This window comes from Reinekea thalattae (genome assembly GCF_008041945.1).
Taxonomy (GTDB): Bacteria; Pseudomonadota; Gammaproteobacteria; order Pseudomonadales; family Natronospirillaceae; genus Reinekea; species Reinekea thalattae.
In genome coordinates this window covers 604304-630725 of record NZ_VKAD01000001.1, presented here as the reverse complement: position 1 = coordinate 630725, position 26422 = coordinate 604304, and the positions used below count along the sequence as shown (strand labels likewise).

The window sequence follows — 26422 nt, the reverse complement described above, 5'->3', positions numbered from 1 at the left end:
ATCAATAAACCAAGGATGGTGACATTGTTTGTAATCTTTTTTTTGCCACTGCTGCCACCTGTTTGGTATCAGTTTGGTTTATTTCCTAGTCTTATCCTTATTGCTGCGACGCTATTAGTCAGCTTGTTTTACTATGGCAGGCAGCGTCGATTTTTTAGCGAGCAAAAACACCCCTATGTTTTGCTCGTCTATGCGTTGTTGGCCAGCCTGATGTTAATTCAGCTGGAGCGTCAACTACAGCATCCATTGCCCGCAAGTTTGAAACATCAAACCTTACCACTGACTGTTTGTATTAATAGGGCAGTAGCCAGTTACGATGATGTTTGGTTTAGTCGGGCTCGTGTTGTTTCTCAACCAGCGCAGACGCAGCTACGTAATATTCAAATCAGTTTGCCTAAAGCAAAGGTTACGCAACCCATCTATCCGGGAGATTGCCTTGTTGGCGCTTTTCGCTTAAGGCAGCCACTTGGGTTTTTAACACCTGGTGGCTTTGATGCTGATCGCTATTATTTTTCGACGCAGATGGATGCTAAGGCAACCTTGGTCGATCTATATAGTTTGCAATACCAACCCAAAAGATCCGAAAGGCTCTACAAAAATCGACAGGCGAGTTTTCATTCTGATTCAGCCTTCGATATTTGGGCTGCGCTATTTTTAGGTTGGTCTCATTCTATTGATCAAGATTTAAAAAATACCTTCAGCCAAAATCAACTCATGCATCTGTTTGTTGTCAGTGGAATGCATATCGGTTTTATTTCAGTGTTTTGCTTGCTGCTGATTAAAGTCGTGATGCAGCCTTGGTCGAGTCGATTGTTATTGTCGACAACGGTTCAATATACGTTAGCGCTATTGTTTGTTGTTCTCTATGTCGCGTTTTTAGGCTGGCCAGTACCTGCTACCAGAGCGCTGATTATGCTGCTTGTTCCTTTCATGATAATGCGTTTAGCCATTCGACTTAATTGGTTGATGGCGCTGTTAGTTGCCTTGGCCGTTCTGTCGTTATTGAAACCAGAAGCTTGGTTGTCATTAGGCGCATGGCTAAGTTTTATTTCTATATTAATCATCATTGTTTTAATTCGTTGGCAATGGATGAGCCTCGGCCATTGGTTACTTCGGTTATTTTTATTTCAATGCACCATGTCATTAACAACGTTGCCATGGGCTTTTTTATCTGGCTTTTCGATGAATCCTTTCGCAGGCGTGTTGAATTTTTTTATAACGCCGTTGATTGGTTTTTTACTATTACCATTGGCTTTTTTAATTGCGCTGCAACCCATGCCCATAGTTGTTTCGGTGTATGAATTCGTCGTTCAGACATTGCTCATGTTGTTGCACTGGACGCAGCAGTTTGCATTTCAGTTTGCTTGGTTTTCGCCGTTGCTGGTGATCAGTGTTGTTGCTCTTTTGGTTTTATTCATATGGTTTGTTGATCGACGTTTAACATCCATTGTATTGCTGCTCGTTCTGTTGGTGAGTCTGATTAGGTATGGTTTTTATGGCTTTGCTTATCGTCTTCCCATGATGAAGACGCAGGCGGCGCGCGTCACTCTGTATGACGTTGGGCACGGCTCCTCGCTATTGATTGAAGATCAGTATGGTCGTTGGTTGGTTGATACAGGTGGAGGATTAAGGTCTGGCTTAAGTTATTTTCAGCGTGATTTAGATCGGCAAGTAGGCCCGTTAAGCGGTTTAATTGTGACCCATGCGGATGCCGATCACGCCATGGCAGTTGAGTATATTATGAACACGCAGGCAGCCTTTTTGGCTTGGTCTGGGCAGCCAGAAAGGCTCGCTAAAGCGCCGCATCGCAGCGGTTTCAATCATTGCAATGCCGATACTTCACCGACACCCAATATGCGCTTTATTGCTGTGCCGGAGCCGTTTCGGCAAAGTAGTAATGACCACTCCTGTATTTTGCTTTATCAGGCTCAAGGCAAGCGAATGATTATTACGGGCGATGCGGGAAAATCGATCGAGTATTTTTTACTGCAGGCTTATCCTGAACTATTCCCGTTAGATATCGTCGTGCTTGGGCACCATGGTTCTGCCACCAGTTCCTCACATGATTGGCTGCAAGCCAATAGAGGCGCGCTTTACTTAGTCAGCAACGGTGATCGGCTATCGCCGCGCTGGCCAGCTGCGGCCATTGTCAGCTGGTTTGATGCTCACCCAGAGCAACAATTGTTAAGCACTGCGCAACTTGGCTCTATTCGACTGTACTTTGATAGCGATGGGCTTAAGGTTAAGCATTCAGCAACCGCCTATAGAATGCGTCTTATACGTTGATTTTTATACATTTTGAGGCTCAGGCTATGATAGAGTAGAGCGGATATCAGGAGGCAGACTGTGTACGAAATTATCAAATCTGGCGGCATTCTTATGTGGCCTATTATCATCAGTTCTATTATCTCGGTGGCCATTGTTATCGAGCGTTATTGGACGTTGCGGGTTGCCAATGTGCGACCTAAAGATCAGTTGCCTCAGGTTTGGCGCTGGATTAAAAATCAACAGCTCGACTCTGAAAAGATTAAAAACCTACGCCAAAGCAGCTTATTCGGCTCTGTGCTTGCTGCAGGTTTACAAGCCTCTCGTTATGGCCGCGATGCCATGAAAGACGCCATTCAGGAAGCGGGCGATCATGCGGCCCATGAAATGGAGAGATTCCTCAGTACGCTGGGTACTATCGCTGCAATTTCGCCGTTATTAGGTTTGCTCGGTACCGTGTTGGGTATGGTCGATGTTTTTAGCGATATCATGACTCAAGGTACCGGCAACACCAGTATTCTTGCAGGCGGTATTTCTAAGGCATTGATTACTACCGCAGCGGGCTTAACTGTGGCTATTCCGTCGGTAGTTTTTCATCGCGCGTTGGTACGTAAAGTTGATGAGCTAACGGTATTAATGGAGCAAGACAGCATTAAGCTTGTTGATGCGATTCATTCGGATGGGGCCGCACAGAAAAAATGAGATCTCGCCGTAAACGCTTAGAAGAGGTTAACGTTAATCTGACGCCATTGATTGACGTGGTTTTTTTATTGTTAATCTTTTTTATGGTGACCACGACCTTTACTCGGCAAACACAGTTAAAGATCGACTTGCCGCAAAGTCAGAGTGAAATTCAGGCAGAGCAGCAATTACCCATCGAAATTGTGATTGATCGCCAAGGCAGCTATGCGCTTAACGGAGAAGTATTGATTCGATCCGATCTTGCCTCGTTGAAGGCGGCGTTAGTTGAATTGTCGGCAAACCAGACGGATCTGCCCATTGTTTTAACAGGTGACGCACAGGCGCCTCATCAGGCGTTTGTTACTGCACTTGATGCCGCCGCTCAATTAGGTTTTGTTAAAGTCAGTATTACCACTCAAAGTGAAACCGAAGACGCTAACTGAAACTAAAGATGCAAATAGCAATTGAAGACTCATCGGGTTCGGCTAGTCGAGTTATGCCTTATTCGTCAAGATTTGCCAAACTCATGAAGAATCATAATTCCTTAAATTACGACGCAGGTCTGTGATGAAATTTTGGTATCAAACGAACATTGGATGGCAGGCTTTTTGTTTATCGCCATTGTCAGCTCTGGTGCGTCGTCTGACTGATAAACGCCGTCGTCAGCGTAACCAAACGGCCTATCAAGCCCCCGTCGTTGTGGTTGGCAATTTAACGGTTGGTGGTACCGGAAAAACACCGATGATTATTTGGTTGGTGACCGCATTGCAACAGCAGGGCATTCGAGTTGGCGTGGTCAGTCGTGGCTATGGTGCAACACAGAAAGTGAATTACCCTGTATCTTTAACGGCGCAGTCATCGGTTGCTCAGGTGGGCGATGAACCCAAGCTGATCCAACTAAGAACCGGTTGTCAGGTGGTTGTCGACCCAGATCGCGATTGTGCCGTGCGTTATCTATTACAGCAGCATGAAGTTGATGTCGTTATTAGTGATGATGGTATGCAACACTATGGCATGCATCGAGATTTAGAGCTTTTAATGGTCGATGCTAAGCGACTGTTTGGTAATCAAAAATTACTGCCAGCAGGGCCGCTGCGTGAATCTATGGCGCGACTAGCAAGCGTTGATTTTATTGTCACCAAAGGTCAGCCAAGTAGAGAATTAATCCTGCCTGAGGCATTGCAGCTAAGTTATGCCGCTAACTTAACCTTTACGCCGCCAACAAACGCTGAAGGTAAAAGTCTGACAGAAAAAACGATTAATCTGGCTTCAGCGATAGGTAACTTTGACTCTTTTGTTGCTAGCGTTGAAGCACTCGGGTTTCAAATTGCAGAACGTCATCGTTTTAATGATCATGACTTTATACCCGAGTCTATTCTCAGCGATTCAAAACTTCCGTTGGTTATTACCGAAAAAGACGCAGTCAAAATTAACCTCGAAAACTATCCTAATCTTTATGTTTTAAAGCTCGATTTTGAGTTGCCTGAAGCATTTAAAGTAAATATTTTAAGCAAAATTGAGGCGCTTATTCATGAAAAAAGTAGTCATCATTCCAGCACGCTATAATTCGACACGATTACCTGGTAAGCCGCTGCAAGATATTGCCGGCAAACCCATGGTGGTGCGTGTTTGTGAAGCGGTGGATGCCAGCCAGTTTACAGAGGTGGTGGTCGCGACAGATGATGAGCGAATTACCCAGGCTGTCGAAGCGGCGGGTTATCGCGTTGTTATGACTCAGGCCGATCACTTAAGTGGTACCGATCGATTGCAAGAGGCTGCCAGTAAACTCGGCTTGCTCGACGATGACATTGTGATCAATCTACAGGGCGATGAGCCTCTTATGCCATCCGAAAATTTGCAGCAGGTTGCCTCTTTATTAGAACAATCTCCTGATGCCTCGGTTGCGACACTCTACGAAGAAGTCTCTGTTGAGGAGGCGGACAATCCAAATATCGTTAAATTGGTTCAGGGCCAAGATAATCGTGTGCTGTATTTTAGTCGCGCCAGTATTCCTTTTGATCGCGATAATACGCGACAGCAAACAGACAGTCTTAAGCGCCATGTCGGTGTTTATGCTTACCGTAAAAAAGCCCTTGATCAATTTACTAACTATGCTGAAGGCCAGTTAGAAGCGCTGGAAAAATTAGAGCAGCTACGGTTTATGGAGAACGGACATTTTATTAATGCCGATAAAGCCCAGCGTCCTATTCCTGTCGGGGTTGATACGCCAGAAGATTTAGCGACAGTCAGAGCTCTATTTGAGGAGCAAAGCTGATGAAGGTGTTATTCGTCTGCTTAGGTAATATTTGCCGGTCACCGACCGCTGAGGCGGTATTGAGACAGAAACTAGAGCAGCAATCGATTCATAGTGTCGAGGTTGATTCTGCTGGCACTGCAGGCTATCACATAGGTAATCCTCCTGATGAGCGTGCTATTGCTGCAGGCAAGGCTAAGGGTTATGCGCTGTCGTCATTATCTGCACGGCAACTCAACGTTGAAGACTTCAATGAATTTGATCTGATTCTAGCGATGGATGAAGCCAATCTGCGTGATATCCATCACATACAACCCAAGGGTAGTTTGGCAACAGTTGCAATGGCGTCGAGTTTTTCTGAGCAATCCTTTATCAATGTTGCGGATCCATATTATGGTGATGCACAGGGTTTTTATGATGTTATTCAGCAATGTGAAAGTATCGCGCTTGGTATCATCGAACATTACAAACAGGATGCAAGTCGGTGATTTCTTTTCAGCAAAATATTGAATTGCAGCGCCTTAATACCATGGCCGTGCAATCTTCAGCGTCTTACTTTTATCGCTTACAAGAGGCAAATGATGTAGCAGAGGTTGCGGCGCTTGCACAACAGATGCAACTGTCTGTTAAAACCTTGGGAGAGGGCAGTAATCTGGTTTTAAGTGAGTCTATTGATGCGCTGGTATTAAAAAATGAAATTAAAGGTATCGACATTATCTCAGAGGATAACGCGTCTGTTAGAGTTCGCGTAGGTGCCGGTGAAAACTGGCACGACTTTGTCTCTTGGTGTGTTGAACATGGCTATTATGGTTTAGAGAATTTAGCACTTATTCCCGGTACAGTCGGTGCAGCACCGGTACAAAATATTGGGGCTTATGGCGTAGAGGCCGGTGATACTATTGTTGAAGTGACCGCCTACGATCTTGTTGCTCAGCAAACGCAAAAAATTTCTCAGCCAGAATGTCAGTTTGGTTATCGAGAAAGTCTATTTAAACAGCAAGAAAATAAATACATCATCACCTCCGTCTGCTTTCAATTAAGTAAAGAGTTTAATCCCGTTATTTCTTATGGTGCACTGAGCGCCTTGGCCGACTCCAATAAACTGAGTGCAAAAGCTGTATTCGATTTCATTGTTAAAACTCGACAAGAAAAATTGCCCGATCCTACGGTGTTGCCCAATGCTGGCAGTTTTTTTAAAAACCCAGTGGTGCCTCAAGAAACATTTGAACAGTTAAGTGTTCAATGGCCAAATTTAGTCAGCTTTAAAACAGATCAAGGGGTGAAGCTTGCCGCTGGTTGGTTGATTGATCAGGCTGGTCTAAAAGGCTGTGTTGGCGATGAGGGTGTCGGCTGTTATGAAAAGCAGGCACTTGTTTTAATTAACCCGAATAAGGCGAGTGGAAAAGCCGTTTTATCTTGGGCGGAATTAGTACAAGCAAAGGTGCAGCAGTTGTTTTCGGTCGAGCTAGAAATAGAGCCTCGTTGCTGGTAGTTCGATTTAATCGATGTTTGTTTTGGAGAAGTAAATGAACATGAAAATTAAAGTTATATTTTCTTTAATTGCTGCACTTTTGTTATTGGTTGCAATTTGTTTTTCTGGTGTTATTCGATTTGAACGCCAGACGCGGGTGCTCCCATTTGAAGCTCAAAAATTCGGAGATGAAAATTTTATTTTTAATGCCGGTAATTATGATAATGCATTCAATGATGGTAATTTGCATTGGGTGTCGGTCAATTTATCCGGCGGTCAATATTCTGATGCGCACCTCATTACTAAAAATACAGAATCTATTTTGATTGATACCGGAAGTTATCAAAATAAAAAAGAACATAGCTTAGCTCGATATCTTGAAGAAAATAAAGTGAGTTATCTTTCTACAATTTACTTAATGAGTTTTTCACCGGAGAGTTACGGTGGTTTACGAGAACTATTACTGTCGGATGACATTTCGATTGGTTCAATTAAATTAAATATGCCAAGTAATATAAATGATACTCAAGATCGATCTGGTGGTAATAAGCAGGAGCCATTAGAGGTTCTTAGGGATATTGCCGCGTACAAGAACCTTACTATTGATATTATGATGCCAAACGAAAGGTATGATATAGACGACGATACATTTATCGAGGTGCTGTATTCACATGCATCGTTACCGGCCTTGTCCGATGATCAGAGTAAAGAACCGAGTGTGCCACCCTTTGTCGCCATGCTGAGTGATTATGGAAATAGATTTTTAATTACGGGTGATAACAATACTGCATTGGAGCATTATTTTTTAAGCCAAGCCTACGATGTTGATGTAGCGACTATTCCTTTAAGTTCAGATAAGTCGTTTGTACCGGATGCATTTTTAGATAATGTTGTTGCAAAAGACTATTTGGCGGCCTCGTCAGTCAAGTATTGGAAAAAATTGAAAGCGCTTCAATCAGTACTCAATGAGCGGTCTATTAATGCTTATGTTAATGGTATCGAAGGGCATATTGCTGTTATATCAAACCAAGACGGCTATACCATCCGTACCACCAGCATGTCTCAGTAATGTTTAAGTCTAGATGACTGATCTAATTGATCAGTCATCTAGATCCTCATATTCATTGTCAGTCAATTGCCGCTCAGTTAAACATTGTCATGCGGCAACCTTATGCCGATAACGGCAATTATTTCATTTCCTACCCTCTGAAACCCCTTATAAACACTGAGGCTTAGCCCTGCTGACGTTAGGCACGATCGTTGCTATTGCAAGCTATGCATCTAAAAATAAGGACACCCAATGACAGAGATTGCATCTAGCTTAATCAACACTGGCTTTATCGCTAATCAAACCGATTCAACCATTGCCTCTAGCGAGATCGATGAGATTAGCACTGATGTTAATGACCAAGAGAGCTCAACAGAGCAAAGTTCAGTTGAGTTATCAACCCGAAGCCAGAAATTGCAAAAACTTAACGAGGAGTTTTTTTCGGCAGGCCCGAGTGCCTTTGAAGTGTCGAGTGAATTTATTAGTCGATTAGAAGAATATGGTTTTATTACCACCAGCGAGGCAACCAGATTGTCAGCCAGTGTCACCTCGACAGAGAGCGCTTCAACAGAAAGCACCTCAACGATTAGTGAGCTTTCTTCTTTTATCGATGACTTAGTTGCTGAGCTAGAAAGCAGTGACTCTCAAAGTTCATTAATCAGCATATTAGAAGAGGCGCAGCTGGTGATCGATAATATTGATAGTCCTACAGCGGAAAGTCGCGCAGTTAATATTCAAAGTGTCGTGGATGAACTAAAGAATGCTAGCTCAAACAGCGAGTTAGAGCTGTCCGATTCTGATCAGGAGGCGTTAAATAAGTTAACCTTGACGCTGAGTATTGCCAACAATTTATCGTCTGGCTCGACGAGTGCCGAGATCGACCGTTATTTAGCGATTAGTAATTTTGATGCTTAGTTTAAAAGGGCTCTGTGGCTTAGAAGGGTCTGTGGCTTAGAAGGGGCTGTGGTTTAGAAATAGCCTGTAGTTTAAAGGGGCTTTATGATCGAAAAGAGCTATCTATTTTCAGATGCCAATAAACCGAAAATATAAAAAACCGCAGATATAAAAAAACCGAATAGCATGTCGCTATTCGGTTTTTTAATGGCTATAGCCTATTTCGATCTTTAGTCTTCAGAAGATGCGCGTTCAGCTTCTAATTGACGGCGACGAACTTCTCTTGGGTCGTTCGGTGCGCGGGTCGGCTTTTTATCATCATCCGACGCCTGGTTTTCGTCGTTTGCAGCAACCTCTGTTTGCTCGCTCGCTTTAGGGCTTGCAGCTTCAGCTGGTGCTAATGGTTCGCGCTCAACACTCGGTGTTGGCGAAACATCAAACTGAGAGCTTTCCGGCTGACTGCTTTCTGCCGGTTGACTGTTTGCCGGTTGGTTCTGGCTTTTGTCGACAGCTGCAGTATCTGTGTTCGCCTCAGTTGCTGACTCTTGTTGAGTAGGCTGATTGAGCTGCTCAGTGCTAACTTCAACATCAGGCATAGCATTGACTGGATTTGTCGTTTGCTCCGCAGCGTTTGCATCCAATACTGGCTCAGCTGATTCAGGCTTTTTACCAACAAGATCAAAATCGATTTCCGAGACAATCTCAGTTGGCTTAACAGGCTTTACTCGCTTAGCTGAGTTTTTACTCTCGCCGCGACCTTTTCTGTTAGAGCCAATTTCATCAACCGACACACGACCTGTTTGAGCGTTTCGACTCGGACGGCGCTTAGTTGTTTTTGGGCTATTGGTATTGTTTTCTACCTCGGTTGACTTATCGTCAGTCGATTTTTTTTGCTCGTGGTTAGCATTGTTTTTACGACGTGGCTGTTTGTTCTCGTTCGATTGAGTACGAGACTGCGAGTTACGACGTGAATTGCTAGATGAGCGATCATTACGGTCATTTCTATTGCGATTGTTTTTGTTCGCAGGTACTTTACCAGACTTGTGCTTAGGTTTCGTCACTCGCTTGGTTTTCTTTTCCTGCTTAAACAAACCACCAAACCAAGAAGCTAATTTGCTAGCTAGGCTGGCTTTTTTCTTTTTGCGAGTCACCGGTTTTTTAGCTTTAGCCTTTTGCGGCTTGCTCGGCGCAGCTTCTGGAACGGGCGCACGAGGAGCTTGAAGCATTGAGATTGCGGCTTCTTGAGGCTTCGCTGTGTTTTCTAGAACCGCTTCTGTTTCAGATGGTTCAGATTCAAATTTAATGGCGTAGCTTGGCTGGCCTTCGATAACCGATTCATCGTCGTCACGTAAACGTTGTACGTCATAATGTGGCGTTTCCATTTCTGGGTTCGGTACCACGAGTACGTGTACGTTTAGGCGTTTTTCGATGTCCGAAATTTGATCGCGTTTTTCATTCAACAAGAAGGTTGCTACGGTCATTGGCACGATGGTGCGAATTTGCGCAGTACGCTCTTTTAACGCTTCTTCTTCGATTAGGCGCAGAATAGAAAGTGACAACGATTTCACATCACGAATGGTGCCGTGGCCACTACAGCGAGGGCAGACAATACCACTGGTTTCGCCTAAAGAAGGGCGTAAACGTTGACGTGACATTTCAAGTAAGCCAAAACGAGAGAGTCGGCCAATTTGAACGCGAGCTCGGTCGGTATTAGTCGCTTCTTTAATTTTTGCTTCAATTTCGCGTTGGTGCTTGGCTTGATTCATATCGATAAAGTCGATAACGATCAGGCCGCCCATATCACGTAAGCGTAGTTGACGTGCAATTTCTTCTGCCGCTTCCATATTGGTATTGAATGCGGTTTCTTCGATATCCACACCTTTGGTCGCACGACTTGAGTTGATGTCGATAGAAACTAGAGCTTCTGTCGGATCAATCACAATCGAGCCGCCGCTCGGTAGTTTCACTTCGCGCTGGAAGGCTGTTTCGATTTGAGACTCAATTTGATAGCGGTTAAAAAGCGGTACCGTATCTTCATAGAGTTTAATCTTGTTCTGATAACTCGGCATGACTTTCTGTACGAAGTCTAACGCATAGTTGTAAGCATCTTTGTTATCGATCATTACGGCATCGATGTCTTGACGTAGGTAGTCACGAATCGCACGTAAGATAACATTGCTTTCTTGTAAGATAAGGAACGGAGCAGGGCGAGAGTTAGAGGCTTCTTTAATCGTGCCCCACAACTGCATTAGGTAATCTAAATCCCATTGCAGCTCTTCTGTCGAGCGACCGATACCCGCAGTACGAACGATGCAGCCCATACCATCCGGCATAGTGACACCCTGCAGTGCTTCGCGAATTTGTGCGCGCTCATCACCTTCGATTCGGCGAGAAATACCACCTGCACGAGCATTGTTTGGCATCAGCACCAAATAACGACCAGCAAGGCTGATCATGGTTGTTAATGCCGCGCCTTTGTTACCACGCTCTTCTTTATCAACCTGAACAATAACTTCAGTGCCTTCTTTGATCAGCTCTTTGATGTTAGAGCGAGAGGACATAGAAGGGTCAATAAAATATTCTTTGGAGATTTCTTTAAGAGGTAGGAAGCCATGACGCTCAGCGCCAAAATCGACAAATGCAGCCTCTAGCGAGGGTTCGATGCGGGTGATTCGGCCTTTGTAGATATTGGCCTTTTTTTGTTCTCTAAATCCGGCTTCTATGTCCAGATCGTAAATGCGTTGTCCGTCTACGAGTGCAACCCTAAGCTCTTCGGCTTGCGTTGCGTTAATTAACATTCTTTTCATTAAGGGATATTACTCTGAGTTGTTGATTTCAGAGCAGCAAAACAGGCAGACAGAGCGGTACATCGTTAGCAATCAATTTACACAATACAAACTGCGTATTTTTAACGCATGTAACAACTAGCAATGTTAAACGAGCCTTGTTTCAGAAAATGGCAGAGTCTTATGGAGTTTCCGGCTCTTTTTAGCAGTATTCACAGTACTTTAGGAATACTTTCAACCTGTTCTGAAGGCCTTTCGTTCTGTTTTAAATCTGTTCTTGCTGCCCAACCGATAAATTTCATTGTTGTTGAGCTTCTGTGCCTGAACGCCTGTGTGATCTCTGGGCGCCGACATAGAATACCAAGCTCCTGCAATATAACAGTAAACCCTTGCTGCTTCAACGCTCTGCTATCTGCTATCATCCTCGCCGTTAAGAATCTGAAAGGAAGCTTTGTGTCAAAGGTTAGGTTTGTATCTGTTGAAGAGGATCGTGATGATCAGCGATTGGACAATTTTTTACGCTTTCATCTGAATAATGTACCTAAAAGTCGGATTTATCGCATTATTCGCAAAGGCGAAGTTCGGGTGAATGGCAAGCGAGCAAAGCCTGAAACCCGATTGTGTGCTGGTGATGAGGTGCGCATTCCACCGGTTACAGAAGCTCAGAAAGAAAAGACTGTTCATTCGCCAAGCCAGGGTTTGCGGCGTGCATTAATCGATGCTGTCATTTATGAAGATGATTACATAATTGCAATAAATAAACCTTCAGGTTTGGCCGTGCATGGTGGCTCGGGCTTAACGTTGGGGCTTATTGAGGCATTGAGGGCTGATCGACCTGATGATCGTTTTTTAGAGCTTGTTCATCGGCTTGATAGAGATACTTCCGGCGTGGTGCTGGTTGCCAAAAAACGCAGCAGCTTGACGTTGCTGCAAGATTATTTTCGCACCAAACACCAGGTTCAAAAAACCTATTGGTGTTTAGTGAAAGGGCGCTGGCCTGAAGACAAAAAGCGAATTGATGCGCCGCTTTTGCGCCACGAAGAAGCTGCCAGTGGCGAGCGTCGGGTATCGGTTAATGCGCAAGGCAAGGCCTCGGTAACAAAATATCGACTCTTGAAGCAGTTTGATCAATGCGCTTGGGTTGAAGCGCAGCCAATCACAGGGCGCACTCACCAGATTCGAGTGCATTGCTTGCATGCCGGCCATCCTATTTTAGGGGATGATAAATACCAAGACTCTCAATCGGAGCAGCTGTGCCGGCAAATTGGTTTGAAACGATTATTTTTACATGCGGCACAATTGACGATTCCACATCCTGTTAGTGGTGAGGAGATGGTCTTCCGCGCACAAATTGAGCCTAGCTTGCAGGCGCTTTTGGCGAGATTAAGTGACTAATGATCACTGCCATTATCGTTTTATGTCATTAAAATTAAGGCCACAAGATTAAGTAAATAGTGGTAAAGCTGCATCATAATCGTTAACCCCTGAGTAAGATCTATACGTAGCTTATTAGAGGCGCATTTAATCAGTGTGTCGTTTTAGCAACGAATTAGGCTGTTTTATTATAAGGATTTCACATGTTCGGTCGTAAAAAGACACCATCGGTTGACTCTTATTCATCTGGAGCGTCATCGGAAAAAGAATGGCGACTCATTGAGCGAGTTGTTATGGCAAATACAGCGGAGCTTAAACGAGGGCGTCGCTGGGGAATCTTTTTTAAATTATTAACCTTTATCTATTTGTTTGTGCTGTTGGGTGTTTATTTTCAAAACAGTGTCGATCTGAGTGATCATGCCCATTCGACTGATCACACTGCCGTGGTTGATATCGACGGCGTGATATCTGCATCTGATCAGGCCAATGCCGACGCCATTATTGCCAATGTCCGGCGTGCATTAAGTCATCAGGGGACTAAGGCGCTGGTGCTGCGTATTAATAGTCCTGGTGGTAGCCCTGTTCAGTCGGCTTATGTTTATGATGAAATTCGTCGCCTGCGAGCAATCTATACTGAGATCCCGATCTATGCGGTCATTGTTGATACCGGTGCAAGCGGAGCTTACTTTATTGCCTCGGCTGCGGATGAAATATACGCCAATGGTGCAAGTGTTGTTGGTTCTATTGGTGTTACAGCGGCCGGCTTTGGCTTCCAAGGCTTAATCGAAAAGCTAGGTATTGAACGTCGAGAGTTTACCTCTGGCGAGCACAAGGCGTTTTTAGATCCATTTTCTGACGTCGACCCAGAAGAGCAGGCCTTGTTTGAAGCATTACTGACGGATGTGCATGAGCAATTTATTGATGCCGTGAAGCAGGGGCGAGGTGATCGCCTGGTTGAAACAGAGGATGTCTTCTCTGGCTTGTTTTGGACTGGCTCACAAGCGCTTGAGCTTGGGTTAATTGATGGCTTGAAATCAACTGGGCAGCTGGCTAGAGAGATTGGTCACCCTAGTCTTGTCGATTTTACCAGTCGTCCATCGCCATTTGAGCAGTTCACCAATCGATTTGGTGCATCGGTGGCGCAAAACTTGGTTAAGCTGTTGCAAAACGACCAGTTTAACCTGCAATAAAGATCTGTAGGGGTGTCGGCCTGTTAAGTTAAGGCAGTGCAAAGCCGGCATGCCTCAGCTGATTACACAGACTGAGTAATGGTAAGCCAATCAATGCAGAAGGATCGTCACTGCGAACTGACTTGAATAGGCTGATGCCCAGCGACTCGATTTTAAAGCTGCCAGCACAATAAAGCGGATCGTCGAGCTCAATGTAGCGCTGTATTTCTGCAGCGCTTAAATCCCGAAAGTTAACTTCTGTTTTGATTGACCAGCATTGGCGAGCATCTAGTGCTTTGTTAATTAGGCTGACCGCACTATAAAAGTAGCAGCTTTGCCCTTGGCAAAGGCTCAGTTGCTCAAAGGCTTTTTCTTTATTGAGTGGCTTGTTAAGCATATAGCCGTCGGCAGTTATCGCGGTTTGGTCCGACCCGATGACCCAGTGCTCAGGAAATTGAGACGAAACTGCTTCCGCTTTTTGTGCGGCTAGTAGCATGGCGAGTTGTTCGGCATTATCGCTGCGTGAATGGTCTTCATCGACGTGCGGGTCGCATATCTCAAAAGGCAGCTTAAGTTGCTGTAATTGCTGTTGTTTATAGCGAGATGTGCTGGCGAGCATTAGCTTGAAGTTGGACATGAATAGCGCGACTCAAAGAAGATTAACGAACAAACTGGGCGAGAAACCGATTTTAGCCTAAAAAGCCTTTGACTTAGGGGCGTGCATACGTATTATACCGCGCCTATGTCAAATTTCGAAATGCCGGAAAATATAAATCCTTACCAACTTGCCGATAAGCAAGCTGGTTTGGAAGGTGTGGTTCCAGCTCTGCGACTCAATCGGCTATCTCAAGCGGTTGTGTCGATCGATAAGTCAGCCGAAGCTCAGTTGTCTTTTAAGCGAGATGATTCAGGTCGGCGAGTTATCGAAGGTAAGGTTTTTTGTGCTGTCAGTCTTGAATGTCAGCGCTGTATGGAGCCTTATCCCGTTGAGTTGAGTGGTGAATTCACCTTAGCTATCGTTTATAACGACGAAATGGCTAGAGCATTACCGGCAGGGCTTGATTCGTTATTGCACTTGCCAGACGAGCAGCTAGATGTAGCCAGTATTATTGAAGATGAGCTTTTGCTTTGTCTTCCTATGCATGCAATGCATCCTGAGGGCGATTGTAAGATTGAAACCCAATTTGGATTGGATGAGGTAGAGGACGCACCGTCAAAGCCGAATCCATTCGATGTTTTAAAAGATTTGAAGTGATTTCAAAAGTATTAATAGTAGGAGGCTTTAAGCCATGGCAGTTCAAAAAAGTAAAGTAACACGTTCACGTCGCGGTATGCGTCGTTCTCATGATGCTTTAACCGCACCGACAACTTCTGTAGATGCGACAAGTGGTGAAACTCACCGTCGTCACCATGTTTCTGCAGATGGCTTTTATAAAGGCCAGAAAGTCGTAGCTGGTAAAGACGATTAATTTTATTAATGGCAACCGTTGCCATTGATCTTCATGGAGGGGATTTCGGCCCCTCCTTATTAATTCCCGCCTGTTTTCAATTTTTTAGAGAGCAGCCAAGCCATCAGGGCATATTGGTTGGTGATCTAAAACAATTTCGTTCTGTTGTTCAACATTGTCCCTCGAATATCGATTGGTTAGATAAACCAGCCTTAGGTGATGCGGCAAAACGTCCTGCGCGCTTATTAAAGCGACAAGCAAATAGCTCAATAGAAAGTTGTTTTGAGTTGGTTAAGCAGGGGCAGGCCGATGTCTTGGTTTCGGCTGAGCATACGGGTGTGTTGCTGGTTCTGACGACCAAGTACGGTCAGGTGCATCCATTTTTGAAAAGACCGGCACTGGTGTCGGCAATTCCAACGGTCAAAGAGCCCTGTTTAATGTTGGATTTGGGTGCCTCTTACACAGCAAAAACAGCTCAATTGTTGGCGTTTTCAGCCATCGGCACCAGTTTAGCCTCAGCGATTAAGCAGAAGCCGTCGCTCGCATTGCTTAATGTTGGCGTGGAAGCCTTTAAGGGGCCAATTGAGCTTCAGCGAGCTGCAGAGCAACTTGCTAATTGGAAAGATATCGACTTTAAAGGCTATGTTGAGGCCTGTGATATTTATTCTGGCGATTACGATATTGTGATTTGTGATGGCTTTTCTGGTAACCACGTTATTAAGTCGGCGGAAGGCAGCATGGCATTATCCAGTCAGTTATTGAGCGATCGATTGAATCAGAATTATTTAAATAAATTTTTAGGTCTGTGGTTTAAAAAACAAATGAAGGCCGCTTTGAAGCCATTAGATCCTGCTAATTACAATGGCGCTGTTGTTGCCGGCAGTGATTTAGCCGTGGTTAAAAGTCACGGTAATGCCAGAAGTAAAGCTTTTAACAGTGCGTTGGTTAAAGCCTTGGCGCTGTGTCAGCAGCAAAGTGTGGTTGCGATTCAACAAAAATTAGATCAGGTCGCCAACGATCAAAAGGGTGTGATAACTGGATAGTGCGTGGTGTTTTCATTACGTGCCTGCCGTTCATAAATGTTTTAACGGCTTAAAACTATGATCTTGCTGAAGATCACTCCATAATCCGCAAAAATTTTACTACTTACGAGAATATATTATGAGCAAACTAGCATTTGTGTTTCCCGGTCAGGGCTCGCAACAGGTTGGAATGCTGTCTGAATTTTTAGACGCCTTTCCAAAAGTGTCAGACGTCTTTGCTGAGGCTTCTGATGCCTTAGGCTATGATATGAAGTCGCTGATTCTTGATGGCCCAGCAGAAGAGTTAAATAAAACTGAAAAAACTCAGCCAGCGTTAGTGACTGCCAGTACCGCGCTTTATCAGGTTTGGTGTCAACAGATGGAGCAAACGCCTGCGCTGTTTGCCGGTCATAGTCTAGGTGAATACAGCGCTTTGGTTGCCAGCGGTGCGCTAGGCTTTGCTGATGCGCTAAAACTTGTAGAGTTACGTGGTCAGCTCATGCAGCAAGCAGTGCCTGCTGGTGAAGGTATGATGGCGGCGATTCTAGGTTTGAGTGATGAGCAGGTTGTCGAAGGTTGTGCTAAAGCCAGCGAAGGTGCTGTGGTTTCTGCAGTAAACTTCAATACGCCAGGCCAAGTGGTTATTGCCGGTGAGAAAGCCGCGGTTGAGCGTGCAATGCTGGTACTCAAAGAGATGGGGGCTAAAAGAGCGATGCCGCTAGCGGTTAGCGTGCCTTCTCACTGCGCCTTGATGAAGCCTGCGGCTGATAAGTTGGCGAGTGAATTTGATGCTATTCAGTTCAATACTCCGAGTGCTCCAATTGTTCAAAACCGAACGGCAAAAGCGGTGACTGATGTGAGTGAAATCAAGGCCAACTTGCTTGAGCAGCTTTATCAGCCAGTGCTGTGGACAGGCTCGATTGAGTACATTGTCTCAGCCGGTGCAACTGAAATTTTAGAATGCGGTCCAGGTAAGGTTCTGACTGGCCTGAATAAGAGAATTGCCAAAGAGTTAACGCACACAGTGTTAGGCGATTTATCATCATTTCAACAAAGGTTAGGGTAAGCGAAATGGAAGATTCAAAAATTGTTTTAGTCACAGGCGCAAGCCGTGGTATTGGTGCTGCGATCGCCGATGCGTTTGGCGCGCAGGGTCATACGGTGCTAGGCACAGCGACCAGTGATGCTGGTGCTGAAAAAATTACAGCTCGTTTTCAAGAAAAGGGCTTTACAGGCAAGGGTTATTGCTTAAATGTAACCGACGCTGATTCTATCGCCACTGTAATGGCAGAAATTAAGCAAGAATTTGGTGATATTGCTGTATTGGTCAATAATGCAGGCATTACTAAAGATAACCTCTTTATGAGGATGAAAGACGACGAGTGGCAGTCGGTAATCGATACTAACTTGACGTCTGTATTTGCCATGAGCAAAGCAGTGATTAAATCAATGATGAAGGCCAGAGTCGGCCGAATCATTAATATTTCTTCAGTGGTTGGTTCTATGGGTAACGCAGGGCAAGCAAACTACTGCGCTGCTAAAGCTGGCGTAGAGGGCTTTACTCGCTCTCTTGCACGTGAAATTGGTAGCCGTAATATTACGGTTAACAGCATTGCACCGGGCTTTATACAGACTGACATGACTCACGATTTACCAGAAGACGTCAAAGAAACGCTGATGAAGCAAATACCATTGAACCGATTAGGACAGCCAGAAGAGATTGCACACGCTGCGCTATTTTTAGCCAGTGACGGCGCATCTTATATTTCTGGTGAGACAATTCATGTCAATGGCGGCATGTATATGGGCTAAAAACCTTAGATTGGCTAATTCCCTAAGGTTAATAGTCTTTTCACTTGCCCAATGGAATACCGTTTATATAAACTACCCGCACATTTTTTAAGACAGTGCTAAAAACTTTTAAAGGAGTCTCATTATGAGCAGCATTGAAGATCGCGTTAAGAAAATTGTTTGTGAACAGTTAGGCGCAAAAGAAGAAGACGTAACCGCACAAGCATCTTTCATTGATGATCTAGGTGCCGATTCTTTGGATACGGTTAACTTGGTTATGGCTCTTGAAGAAGAGTTCGAAACTGAGATTCCGGATGAAGAGTCTGAGAAGTTACAAACTGTTCAAAACGCTATCGATTATATCAACACGCATTTAGCCTAATCGATAAGCACCTTTTAAAAGCCGTATTGCTTTCATTAGACAATGCGGCTTTTTGCGTTCTATAAGTTACAGATTTTTGGTATGGAGGTTTTATATGTCTAAGAGAAGAGTGGTTGTCACCGGCTTAGGTTGTATTAGTCCGTTAGGCAATAGCGTAGCGACCACATGGGAAGGCATTTTAGCAGGCAAGAGCGGTGTCAATCTCATCGAAAACTTCGATACTGAGAAATTCACAACTAAGTTTGCTGCACAAGTGAAAGGCTTTGATGCCGCTGACTACATGAATCCTAAAGATACTAAGAAGATGGATGGCTTTATCCAGTACGGCTATGCCGCTGCGGTACAGGCAATCAAAGATTCTGGTATTGAGGCGACCGAAGAAAACGCATCGCGCATCGGTGTCGCTATTGGTTCAGGCATTGGTGGTTTAGATACCATCGAGAAAAACTACTCGGCCATGATGCGTTCTGGTCCACGTCGTATTTCTCCATTTTTTGTGCCTGCAGCCATCATTAATATGATTTCTGGTAATGTCTCGATCGAATACGGCTTTAAAGGCCCGAATATAGCCATTACTACTGCTTGTACTACCGGCACTCACAATATCGGATACTCTGCACGTACCATTGCTTATGGTGATGCCGATGTGATGGTAACCGGCGGTGCTGAAATGTCTTCTGGTATGTTGGGTATGGGTGGCTTTGGTGCTGCTCGTGCGCTGTCAACACGTAATGATGACCATGAAGCGGCGTCACGACCTTGGGATAAAGACCGTGATGGTTTTGTTCTAGGTGACGGGGCTGCAGTGTTGATTCTGGAAGAATACGAACACGCCAAAGCGCGTGGCGCGACTATTTATGCCGAAGTGACTGGTTTTGGTATGAGCGGTGACGCTTACCACATGACATCACCGTCAGAAAACGGTGCCGGAGCGGCTGCATCGATGCAAAATGCATTAAATGATGCAGGTTTAAACGCTACCGATGTTAACTATATTAACGCCCACGGTACCTCAACGTTGGCAGGCGATGTTGCAGAATCACAAGCCGCTAAATCGATCTACGGAGCGGAGTACGACAAAATCGTTATCAGCTCTACAAAATCGATGACTGGCCATTTGTTAGGCGCTGCAGGTGCGATTGAAGCCTTGTTCAGCGTTTTAGCATTGCAAGATCAAGTGGTTCCAGCAACCATCAACCTTGATAATGTAGACCCTGCTTGCGATCTAGATTATGTACCTAATACAGCTCGACAGATGGCCTTAACGCATGTGTTAAGTAATTCTTTCGGTTTTGGTGGTACTAACGGTTCTTTGATTTTTAGTAAGGTATAATCGACATATCTTTGTCTAAGACCTTATTTGCATGAATATTAGTCTACTTAATGGAGAAGCAGGCACCTTGCCTGTTTCTCATCGTGCCTTAGCTTACGGTGATGGCCTCTTTGAAACGATTTACGTTGATCAGCAGGGGCCCCATTTTCTCAGCCAACATTTAGAACGCCTTGCACGTGGTATTAAGCGGCTACAGCTTAATTACTCTGAAGCTCAGCTTGCTGAGTTGCACGATAGCCTTACCCACCTGTGTAAAAATCTACAGTCTCCTCATGTACTCAAAGTTATGGTGCTGCGCCAAAGTGCTGGTCGTGGTTACGATTTTGTACCAACTGAGCAACTATCTGACACTGTGATTCAACTCTCAGACTACTCAAAGCCTGCTTGGGCAGAGCAGGGCGCCTGCGTTATGGTGTCTGATATTCCTGTGACCGAAAGTACAGCCTTAGTGGGCCTTAAACATTTGAATCGCCTCGACTCGGTATTAGCCCGGCAGACTGCAAGACAGTTGGGTGCAGATGAAGTGCTGATGCTGGATGCAAAACAACATATCATTCAGGGTACGATGACCAATGTGTTTTTTAAAATCCACGGTAAATGGCAAACGCCTTTATTGAAAAAGGCCGGTGTCGAGGGTATCTATAAACAGTCGTTAATGCAGCGATACGACATAGAAGAACGTGACATTGACGTTGCCGTTCTCGATGATATCGAGTCCGCTTTTATAACCAACAGCCTTATAGGCATTGTACCGATCTCTGAACTTCAGGGTCGTGCATTGCTGGTATGCTCCGATCTAACTTCAGAATAAAGTGAAAATTTTGTGATCAAAAAAATTATAGTCAGTGCCATTGTCCTGTTCCTTACTGTGGCTTTAATCAGTGCAAGCCTTGTACTGCGAGAATTAAATAAGCCAATTAATTTCTCTACAGAAACACAGCATTACACAGTGGCAAAAGGCTCTTCATTAAAAAGAGTACTGAACGATTTTTCTAATCAGGGCTGGGTTGCTTACCCGCGTGTGCACGAACTCTGGTTGCGCTTTCAAGGTAAAACGAATATCCAAAGCGGTGAGTATGAACTGTCGAGTCAGATGACAGTCGATGAAATCATTGAGCAATTTGTTCGTGGCGAAAAGATACTGCGCTCGGTGCGCTTTATCGAAGGTAAGACGGTCACTGATTATCTAGTCGTTATTCGTGCAAACAGCTATTTAACTCAAACACTTGATGGCCTCAGCCTTGAACAGATTGCATTACAAGTTGACCCAGAATTAGAAAACTTAGAAGGTTGGCTATTCCCTGATACCTATTTGTTTGAATCGGGTACGCGTGATATCGATATTTTACGCTTAGCCTATTCGCGTATGCAGACGCAGCTTGATCAACTTTGGGCTGAGCGATCAGAAAAAACAGCGGTCAGCACGCCTTATGAAGCTTTGATTTTGGCATCTATTGTTGAAAAAGAAACCGGAGCTGCGTTTGAGCGGCCAGAGATTGCTGGCGTTTTTACGCGCCGTTTAGAGCGCCGCATGCGCTTGCAAACAGACCCTACGGTTATTTACGGATTGGGTGCTGATTTTGATGGCAATATTACCCGCAGACACTTACGTACCGATACGCCGTACAATACTTACACTCGTGGTGGTTTGCCGCCAACGCCAATCGCTAACCCAGGACGAGAAGCTATCTGGGCAGCCTTGAACCCAGCCGATGGCGAGTCTATTTTCTTTGTTGCCAAGGGTGACGGCACGCATTATTTTTCCAGTACGTTAAAAGAACATAATGCTGCGGTAAGGCAGTATCAGCGTTTTGGCCGTCGCGAAGACTATCAATCCGCTCCGGCGCAAGAGGCAACAGCAGAGTGAAGCCACTTTTTATTTCTATTGAGGGGCTAGAAGGAGCTGGCAAAACCACGCAAGCCGCTGTATTAATGAATTGGCTAACCGAGCGCGGCGTTGAGTTAGTGAGAACCCGAGAGCCCGGCGGTACACCGGTGGCTGAAGCTATTCGTGAATTAGTATTGGCGACGCACGAAGAAGAGATCGATCCAATTGCTGAACTGTTGCTGGTTTTTGCGGCTCGTAAACAGCACGTTGAAACGCTGATTAAACCATCGCTTGCGGCAGGCAAGTGGGTGTTGAGTGATCGCTTTACCGATGCGACCTATGCCTATCAGGGTGGCGGCAGGATGTTAGCTGCAGAATTGATTCAGCAATTGGAAAATACCGTTCTTGAAGGCTTTCAGCCGGATCTGACTATTTGGTTCGACTGTGATGCAGAAGTAGGTTTAAGCCGAGCCAGTAATCGAGGTGCACTGGATCGGATTGAACAAGAAGACATGGCGTTCTTTAATCGTTGTCGTGATGCTTACGCCAGCCGCGCCGAAAAACAACCTCAGCGGTTTTTACGCATCAATGCCAACAACGATGTTGATCAGGTATCGCGCGAATTAATTGCAGCATTGGAGCTTCATTTTGCATAGTGCCACTGACGTTCAAACTGTCCCAATTTGGCTTACCGCTGACCAAGATAAGCTGTTAACTCAGTATCGTCAGGGCCGTTTGCCGCACGGAATTTTATTGGTTGGGCATGCAGGTGATGGCCGCGAAGTTTTAACGGATAAAATAATAGAGGCATTATTTTGCACGCAATTGCAGGCTAATCAGGCTTGTGGCGAATGTAAGTCTTGCAAGCTTTTTGCAACTAAGCACCACCCTGATTATGTTCGTATCGAGCCAGAAGGTAAAAGCCAAACCATTAAAGTCGATGCTATTCGCAGCATAGTGCAAAAGGTTACTGGCACTGCACAACAGGGCGGCAATAAGGTGGTTCGTATAGAGTCGGCCGAATGCATGAATCTAAGTGCCGCCAATGCGTTACTCAAAATATTAGAAGAGCCAGCGGCGAACACCTACATATTTTTAGCCACTCACGAACTGAGCCGGTTGCTACCGACATTGAGGTCTCGATGTCGAATCCAAACATTAGCGCGACCAACAGAAGCTCAGGCAGCGGCATTTTTGCAGCAACAGGGTTATCAAAACTTGCCCGAATTGGCTCTGGCCATTACCAATGGTCACCCAATGCTTGCTGCAAAACTAACCGAACAAGATGTGCAACGCTGGCAAGAAACAGAAGCAAAGTTGGCGACGGAAAAGCAGTTTATGGAGCTGAGCCGATACATTTCAGGTCAAGACATGGCGGCGTTGATCCGGCAAATGATGTTGTGGCTTGATACGGCAATACGGGCGCAGCAGCAAAGCTCATTAAGCTATACCGGTATCAGCACGACTGTCATTGAATCGTTAGTCAAGCAAGATGCCTCTCGGCTGTTTGCTTTGCGTGATTATCTGGTTAATAAGTTATCCGCGATCAGTCGGCAGGCAAATTTAAACCCTCAGATGATGGCAGAAGGAATCGCCAGTCAGTGGTTGTCGATCCAATCCTGATTGTTTAACCTGTCATTAATCAGTTGCGAGCCCACATCGCAAGAGTTAAGGATATTGGCTATGGCGCGTATTATTCATGAACCGTCGGCGATTGAGCGAGCTGTGGTTCAATCCTCTGTAAAGATATTCATGATCAACGGCCCCAGCCGAACCAGTATTGCTCACCTGATAAAATCAACTGGCTTCAGCAAAGCCCAATTCTATAAGCACTTTGAAAACAAGCAGGACCTTTACGCCGCAATCTTGTTAGAAAATGAGCAGGACTTCGGTTCGCGAATTTCGGATATGCGTAAACGTGAAAGCCTTTCTAAGCTGTTGGAAGACTTCTTGTTGTTCCGTATTGAAGACATCGAAAAATTTCGCTTGTTAATCGAGATAGAAGTTGAACTCGACGAAAGCAATAATAGATGCGAACGCTATCTGAATTGGAAAGCTTTAAACCAGCAGCATATCTCGGAGTTCACCGAGGTGGTCGCCAGTCATTTACCTCTATCAGCCGACCGTGAGGATGCTTACGCCTATTATGCATTGGTGTGGGCAATGGCGCGTGGATTCTGCAGTATTGCAGAAACCGACCGCTTTTATAATCTGGTTCAAGATCGGCGGGCGTTTACTCAGTTTTTGCTCAAAGCACTGCAAAACCTAACCAGTATTAATTTAGAGAAGGGCGGCAGCTAGCAAATTAACAATAAACTATACCTTAGTATTAAAAGTCTATTTGATTGATCCATAATGCCCAATGGTATGTACTGTTTGCTTGGGTCGATAGCAACTTAAGCGTATAGTAGCCAGCTTTCTATACCGATAACACGGCGGCAATATGGGTCTGTTTTTTAAGCCTAAATTCAAGGCACAAAAAGATCGCGCGATCTTAAAGAAGATTGATCAAACATTGAGCAGGCAAGGTTTGCCCAGTGCGTTGATGCACTTTGTGCTGTACGTCATCATTGAGTGGCACTTACTACAGAGCGAAGATGCCCCGAATATTGTTTATTTCTTCGGCTTGCTTCTGTTTATTATGGCCGCTTGGCGTTTCATACTCATAACCCAGTTTGAAAGCCTATACGCTAAAGGCCCAGGACATTGGCGTGAAGTTTTTATTGTCTCCGGCTTTATGCATGCCGGCACTTGGTCTAGCTATATTGTTTATCGGCTAGCAACGCTACCAGAAGAGCCGATGATGCTATTAGGCATTCTCTATACTTCTGCCATCGCTACGGGCGGTACCTTTGTGTATTCGTTGTATGGTAATGCAGTGCGCTATTTTCTGGCCATTCTTCTTGGCCCGTTATTTTTCTATTTTACCTTTATCCAGACCTCCGCGGCCTCTACCGCCGTTGGTGCGGGCATTATTATGGCCTACTTCTATTTGGTCGGTACTGGCTCTCGTATGGCTGAACTTATCTGGACCTTTTTGGCTAGAAACCATGAATATAAATTACGTTTGTCTGCGTTTGAGCAGGCTCGTGAAGCCAACAGCATTCGCATAACGTCTAACCGACGTTTTATTCGGCAGCTATTAAATCGATTAAAAAATCCATTAGGCAGTTTGATTGGTGTGCTTGGTACGCTCTCTGTCGATGATAATGATGTTGAAAACCAAGGTATGTTACGCATTGCTAAACGCTCTGGTTATTCCATGCTTGATCTGATCAAAGACTTAGAGGCGTTTCTTGATCAGCGCGATCGCAAAGCACCAGATTCTAGTGTGTTCAATTTACGTAAAACGCTAGAAACTGCGTTATCAGAAATGGGTGGCAAAGCTCACGAAAAGGGCAGAGAGCTGTCTTATCTTTACCATCCTGAAGTGCCAGAGCGTATTGAGTCCGACCCTATTTGGCTGACTAACGCGTTCCGCAGGATGATTGACTTCACCATTGATATGGCAACGCAGGGTGAGATCACGGTTAAAATTAATTCGATCAGTAAGCACGATGAAGACGCTTTGCTGCTGACTTTTTATTTTGAAAATAGCCAAATTAGTAACGCCGAACTGCTTAGTGTTATCGAACGTCAGTTGGGTGAATTACCAGAAGATGAAGACGTTGTTGAGCAGCTCACGCTAATGATCGCCAGTGCTCAGTTTAAAGCAATGGGCGCAACGCTGGATGCCGAGTCGAAAGGTGAGCTGCATAAAATTTCAGTACAGTTACCGATCAAAACAACCAGCCAACAAGCAAGCTCATTTAAACCCAGTAAGTATATGGCGGGTAAGTCCATTGTGCTTATTGATCTAAGCCCGCAAAATCGTCGCTCCCTGGCCGCTGAATTTGAAAGCTGGGGTATGAATATTTCGGTTTGGAAAATTGATGACTTGCTGCAACAGAGTGACGCTATTGAAAGTGATTTTGTGTTTATCAATGTTCCGGTTGATGACAAAAAAGCACGTAAACAGCTGAAAAAAATTAATAGTTTGCAGGCAAGCTTTAGCGCTCAAGCGCGTTACGTTTTATATGCATCTGAGCTGCAACATAAATTACTAGACGAACTCAGTGTCGAGTTTATTTTTGTTGAAAAACCCGTGGCACGCGATCAGTTATTATCGGCATTGCGAGATGCAAACGATAAGCAGGGTGCTGCCGATCAACAGGTTCAGTTCCATTTCACTGACACCAAAATCTTAGTGGCTGATAATAATTTATTAAGCCAAAAAGTAATTTTGAAACTTCTCGATCAGGTTGGTGCCGAAGTAGACACCTGTACCAATGGCATTGAAGTCACAGAAATGATGCAAAAAACAAATTATGATTTAATTTTAATGGATAGCGAAATGCCAATGCGGAACGCCTTAGAGACAACGCAGGTGATTCGCCAGACGGAACAGTCAACCGGGCTGCATGTCCCCATTATCATGATGTCTGCCGAGCAGGACCCTGAATTTGAGCGTGAAAGCCTCACCGCAGGTGTCGATGATTTCTTAATTAAACCTCTGCAGTTAGATGATGTGGTGCAATTGATTCAGCGATGGGTAGGTTAGCAAACCCAATCATCGTTTGTTCTCGATCGTATTGCAGAAGTTAATGTTTTTTAATGAGTTAAAATAGTCAGTTAGG

The 26422-nt window shown here is 44.8% G+C and carries 26 protein-coding genes; 24 read left to right on the top strand and 2 right to left on the bottom strand.

Translation table 11 applies throughout. The features are described from left to right. Positions 1 to 24 precede the first annotated feature (24 nt). The 9 genes from FME95_RS02900 (at position 25) to FME95_RS02860 (ending at position 8634) form a co-directional block, all read left to right on the top strand. Complete coding sequence (locus tag FME95_RS02900) at positions 25 to 2286, top strand: ComEC/Rec2 family competence protein (RefSeq protein ID WP_187265423.1); 2262 nt, start codon at positions 25 to 27, stop codon at positions 2284 to 2286. 60 nt (positions 2287 to 2346) lie between these two features. Then, positions 2347 to 2967 (top strand): MotA/TolQ/ExbB proton channel family protein, encoded by a 621-nt coding sequence (locus FME95_RS02895; RefSeq protein ID WP_147712932.1) that lies wholly within the window; start codon positions 2347 to 2349, stop codon positions 2965 to 2967. Then, positions 2964 to 3389 carry an ExbD/TolR family protein gene (locus FME95_RS02890; RefSeq protein WP_147712931.1) on the top strand — a complete coding sequence of 142 codons (426 nt, stop codon included), beginning with the start codon at positions 2964 to 2966 and terminating at the stop codon, positions 3387 to 3389. The genes FME95_RS02895 and FME95_RS02890 overlap by 4 nt, the downstream gene beginning before the upstream one ends. Before the next feature lie 124 nt (positions 3390 to 3513). Beyond that, the gene (gene lpxK, locus FME95_RS02885) at positions 3514 to 4512 is read left to right on the top strand and encodes a tetraacyldisaccharide 4'-kinase (protein ID WP_147712930.1); all 999 of its coding nucleotides are present in this window, start codon (positions 3514 to 3516) and stop codon (positions 4510 to 4512) included. After that, the gene (kdsB, locus tag FME95_RS02880; protein WP_147712929.1) at positions 4478 to 5221 is read left to right on the top strand and encodes a 3-deoxy-manno-octulosonate cytidylyltransferase; all 744 of its coding nucleotides are present in this window, start codon (positions 4478 to 4480) and stop codon (positions 5219 to 5221) included. Before lpxK ends, kdsB begins: the two co-directional genes overlap by 35 nt. Next, positions 5221 to 5688 (top strand): low molecular weight protein-tyrosine-phosphatase, encoded by a 468-nt coding sequence (locus FME95_RS02875; RefSeq protein ID WP_187265422.1) that lies wholly within the window; start codon positions 5221 to 5223, stop codon positions 5686 to 5688. Before kdsB ends, FME95_RS02875 begins: the two co-directional genes overlap by 1 nt. After that, positions 5685 to 6692 carry a UDP-N-acetylmuramate dehydrogenase gene (gene murB, locus FME95_RS02870; RefSeq protein WP_147712927.1) on the top strand — a complete coding sequence of 336 codons (1008 nt, stop codon included), beginning with the start codon at positions 5685 to 5687 and terminating at the stop codon, positions 6690 to 6692. The genes FME95_RS02875 and murB overlap by 4 nt, the downstream gene beginning before the upstream one ends. Positions 6693 to 6726: 34 nt before the next feature. Further along, the gene (locus FME95_RS02865; RefSeq protein ID WP_147712926.1) at positions 6727 to 7740 is read left to right on the top strand and encodes a ComEC/Rec2 family competence protein; all 1014 of its coding nucleotides are present in this window, start codon (positions 6727 to 6729) and stop codon (positions 7738 to 7740) included. Positions 7741 to 7971: 231 nt separating this feature from the next. After that, entirely contained in the window at positions 7972 to 8634 is a 663-nt protein-coding gene (locus tag FME95_RS02860; protein ID WP_147712925.1) for a hypothetical protein, read from the top strand. A 209-nt stretch (positions 8635 to 8843) separates the two neighbouring features. Here the strand turns inward: FME95_RS02860 and rne are convergent, their stop codons facing one another. Further along, positions 8844 to 11420: a ribonuclease E gene (rne, locus tag FME95_RS02855; protein WP_222709896.1), complete on the bottom strand. Its 2577-nt coding sequence runs from the start codon at positions 11418 to 11420 to the stop codon at positions 8844 to 8846. Between the two features lie 432 nt (positions 11421 to 11852). On the opposite strand from rne, the gene rluC reads away from it, so the two are divergent. Together rluC and FME95_RS02845 are read left to right on the top strand one after the other, a co-directional pair. Beyond that, entirely contained in the window at positions 11853 to 12794 is a 942-nt protein-coding gene (gene rluC, locus FME95_RS02850) for a 23S rRNA pseudouridine(955/2504/2580) synthase RluC (protein ID WP_222709895.1), read from the top strand. 182 nt (positions 12795 to 12976) lie between these two features. Next, positions 12977 to 13963 (top strand): S49 family peptidase, encoded by a 987-nt coding sequence (locus tag FME95_RS02845; protein ID WP_147712923.1) that lies wholly within the window; start codon positions 12977 to 12979, stop codon positions 13961 to 13963. A gap of 28 nt (positions 13964 to 13991) precedes the next feature. Here FME95_RS02845 and FME95_RS02840 read toward each other — a convergent pair whose 3' ends face one another. After that, positions 13992 to 14579 carry a Maf family protein gene (locus tag FME95_RS02840; protein WP_147712922.1) on the bottom strand — a complete coding sequence of 196 codons (588 nt, stop codon included), beginning with the start codon at positions 14577 to 14579 and terminating at the stop codon, positions 13992 to 13994. A 105-nt stretch (positions 14580 to 14684) separates the two neighbouring features. On the opposite strand from FME95_RS02840, the gene FME95_RS02835 reads away from it, so the two are divergent. From FME95_RS02835 to FME95_RS02775, 13 genes are all read left to right on the top strand, one after another. Then, complete coding sequence (locus FME95_RS02835; protein ID WP_147712921.1) at positions 14685 to 15197, top strand: YceD family protein; 513 nt, start codon at positions 14685 to 14687, stop codon at positions 15195 to 15197. A gap of 34 nt (positions 15198 to 15231) precedes the next feature. Further along, a complete protein-coding gene (gene rpmF / locus FME95_RS02830) occupies positions 15232 to 15411 on the top strand; it encodes a 50S ribosomal protein L32 (protein WP_132700476.1) in 180 nt (59 codons plus the stop codon). Between the two features lie 8 nt (positions 15412 to 15419). Next, complete coding sequence (locus tag FME95_RS02825) at positions 15420 to 16433, top strand: phosphate acyltransferase (RefSeq protein ID WP_147712920.1); 1014 nt, start codon at positions 15420 to 15422, stop codon at positions 16431 to 16433. A gap of 115 nt (positions 16434 to 16548) precedes the next feature. Then, entirely contained in the window at positions 16549 to 17478 is a 930-nt protein-coding gene (gene fabD / locus FME95_RS02820) for an ACP S-malonyltransferase (RefSeq protein ID WP_281289411.1), read from the top strand. Between the two features lie 5 nt (positions 17479 to 17483). Next, complete coding sequence (fabG, locus tag FME95_RS02815) at positions 17484 to 18224, top strand: 3-oxoacyl-ACP reductase FabG (RefSeq protein ID WP_147712918.1); 741 nt, start codon at positions 17484 to 17486, stop codon at positions 18222 to 18224. A 124-nt stretch (positions 18225 to 18348) separates the two neighbouring features. After that, on the top strand, positions 18349 to 18585 hold the full coding sequence (acpP, locus tag FME95_RS02810; RefSeq protein WP_132700472.1) for an acyl carrier protein: 237 nt from the start codon (positions 18349 to 18351) through the stop codon (positions 18583 to 18585). Between the two features lie 94 nt (positions 18586 to 18679). Next, positions 18680 to 19918 (top strand): beta-ketoacyl-ACP synthase II, encoded by a 1239-nt coding sequence (gene fabF, locus FME95_RS02805; RefSeq protein ID WP_147712917.1) that lies wholly within the window; start codon positions 18680 to 18682, stop codon positions 19916 to 19918. Positions 19919 to 19949: 31 nt separating this feature from the next. Next, positions 19950 to 20729: an aminodeoxychorismate lyase gene (gene pabC, locus FME95_RS02800; RefSeq protein WP_147712916.1), complete on the top strand. Its 780-nt coding sequence runs from the start codon at positions 19950 to 19952 to the stop codon at positions 20727 to 20729. Between the two features lie 12 nt (positions 20730 to 20741). After that, positions 20742 to 21785 (top strand): endolytic transglycosylase MltG, encoded by a 1044-nt coding sequence (mltG, locus tag FME95_RS02795; RefSeq protein WP_147712915.1) that lies wholly within the window; start codon positions 20742 to 20744, stop codon positions 21783 to 21785. Further along, the gene (tmk, locus tag FME95_RS02790; protein ID WP_147712914.1) at positions 21782 to 22402 is read left to right on the top strand and encodes a dTMP kinase; all 621 of its coding nucleotides are present in this window, start codon (positions 21782 to 21784) and stop codon (positions 22400 to 22402) included. Before mltG ends, tmk begins: the two co-directional genes overlap by 4 nt. Further along, positions 22395 to 23369: a DNA polymerase III subunit delta' gene (gene holB, locus FME95_RS02785; protein ID WP_187265421.1), complete on the top strand. Its 975-nt coding sequence runs from the start codon at positions 22395 to 22397 to the stop codon at positions 23367 to 23369. The genes tmk and holB overlap by 8 nt, the downstream gene beginning before the upstream one ends. 60 nt (positions 23370 to 23429) lie before the next feature. Then, on the top strand, positions 23430 to 24047 hold the full coding sequence (locus FME95_RS02780) for a TetR/AcrR family transcriptional regulator (protein WP_147712912.1): 618 nt from the start codon (positions 23430 to 23432) through the stop codon (positions 24045 to 24047). A gap of 142 nt (positions 24048 to 24189) precedes the next feature. Then, entirely contained in the window at positions 24190 to 26346 is a 2157-nt protein-coding gene (locus tag FME95_RS02775) for a hybrid sensor histidine kinase/response regulator (protein WP_147712911.1), read from the top strand. Positions 26347 to 26422: the final 76 nt, after the last annotated feature.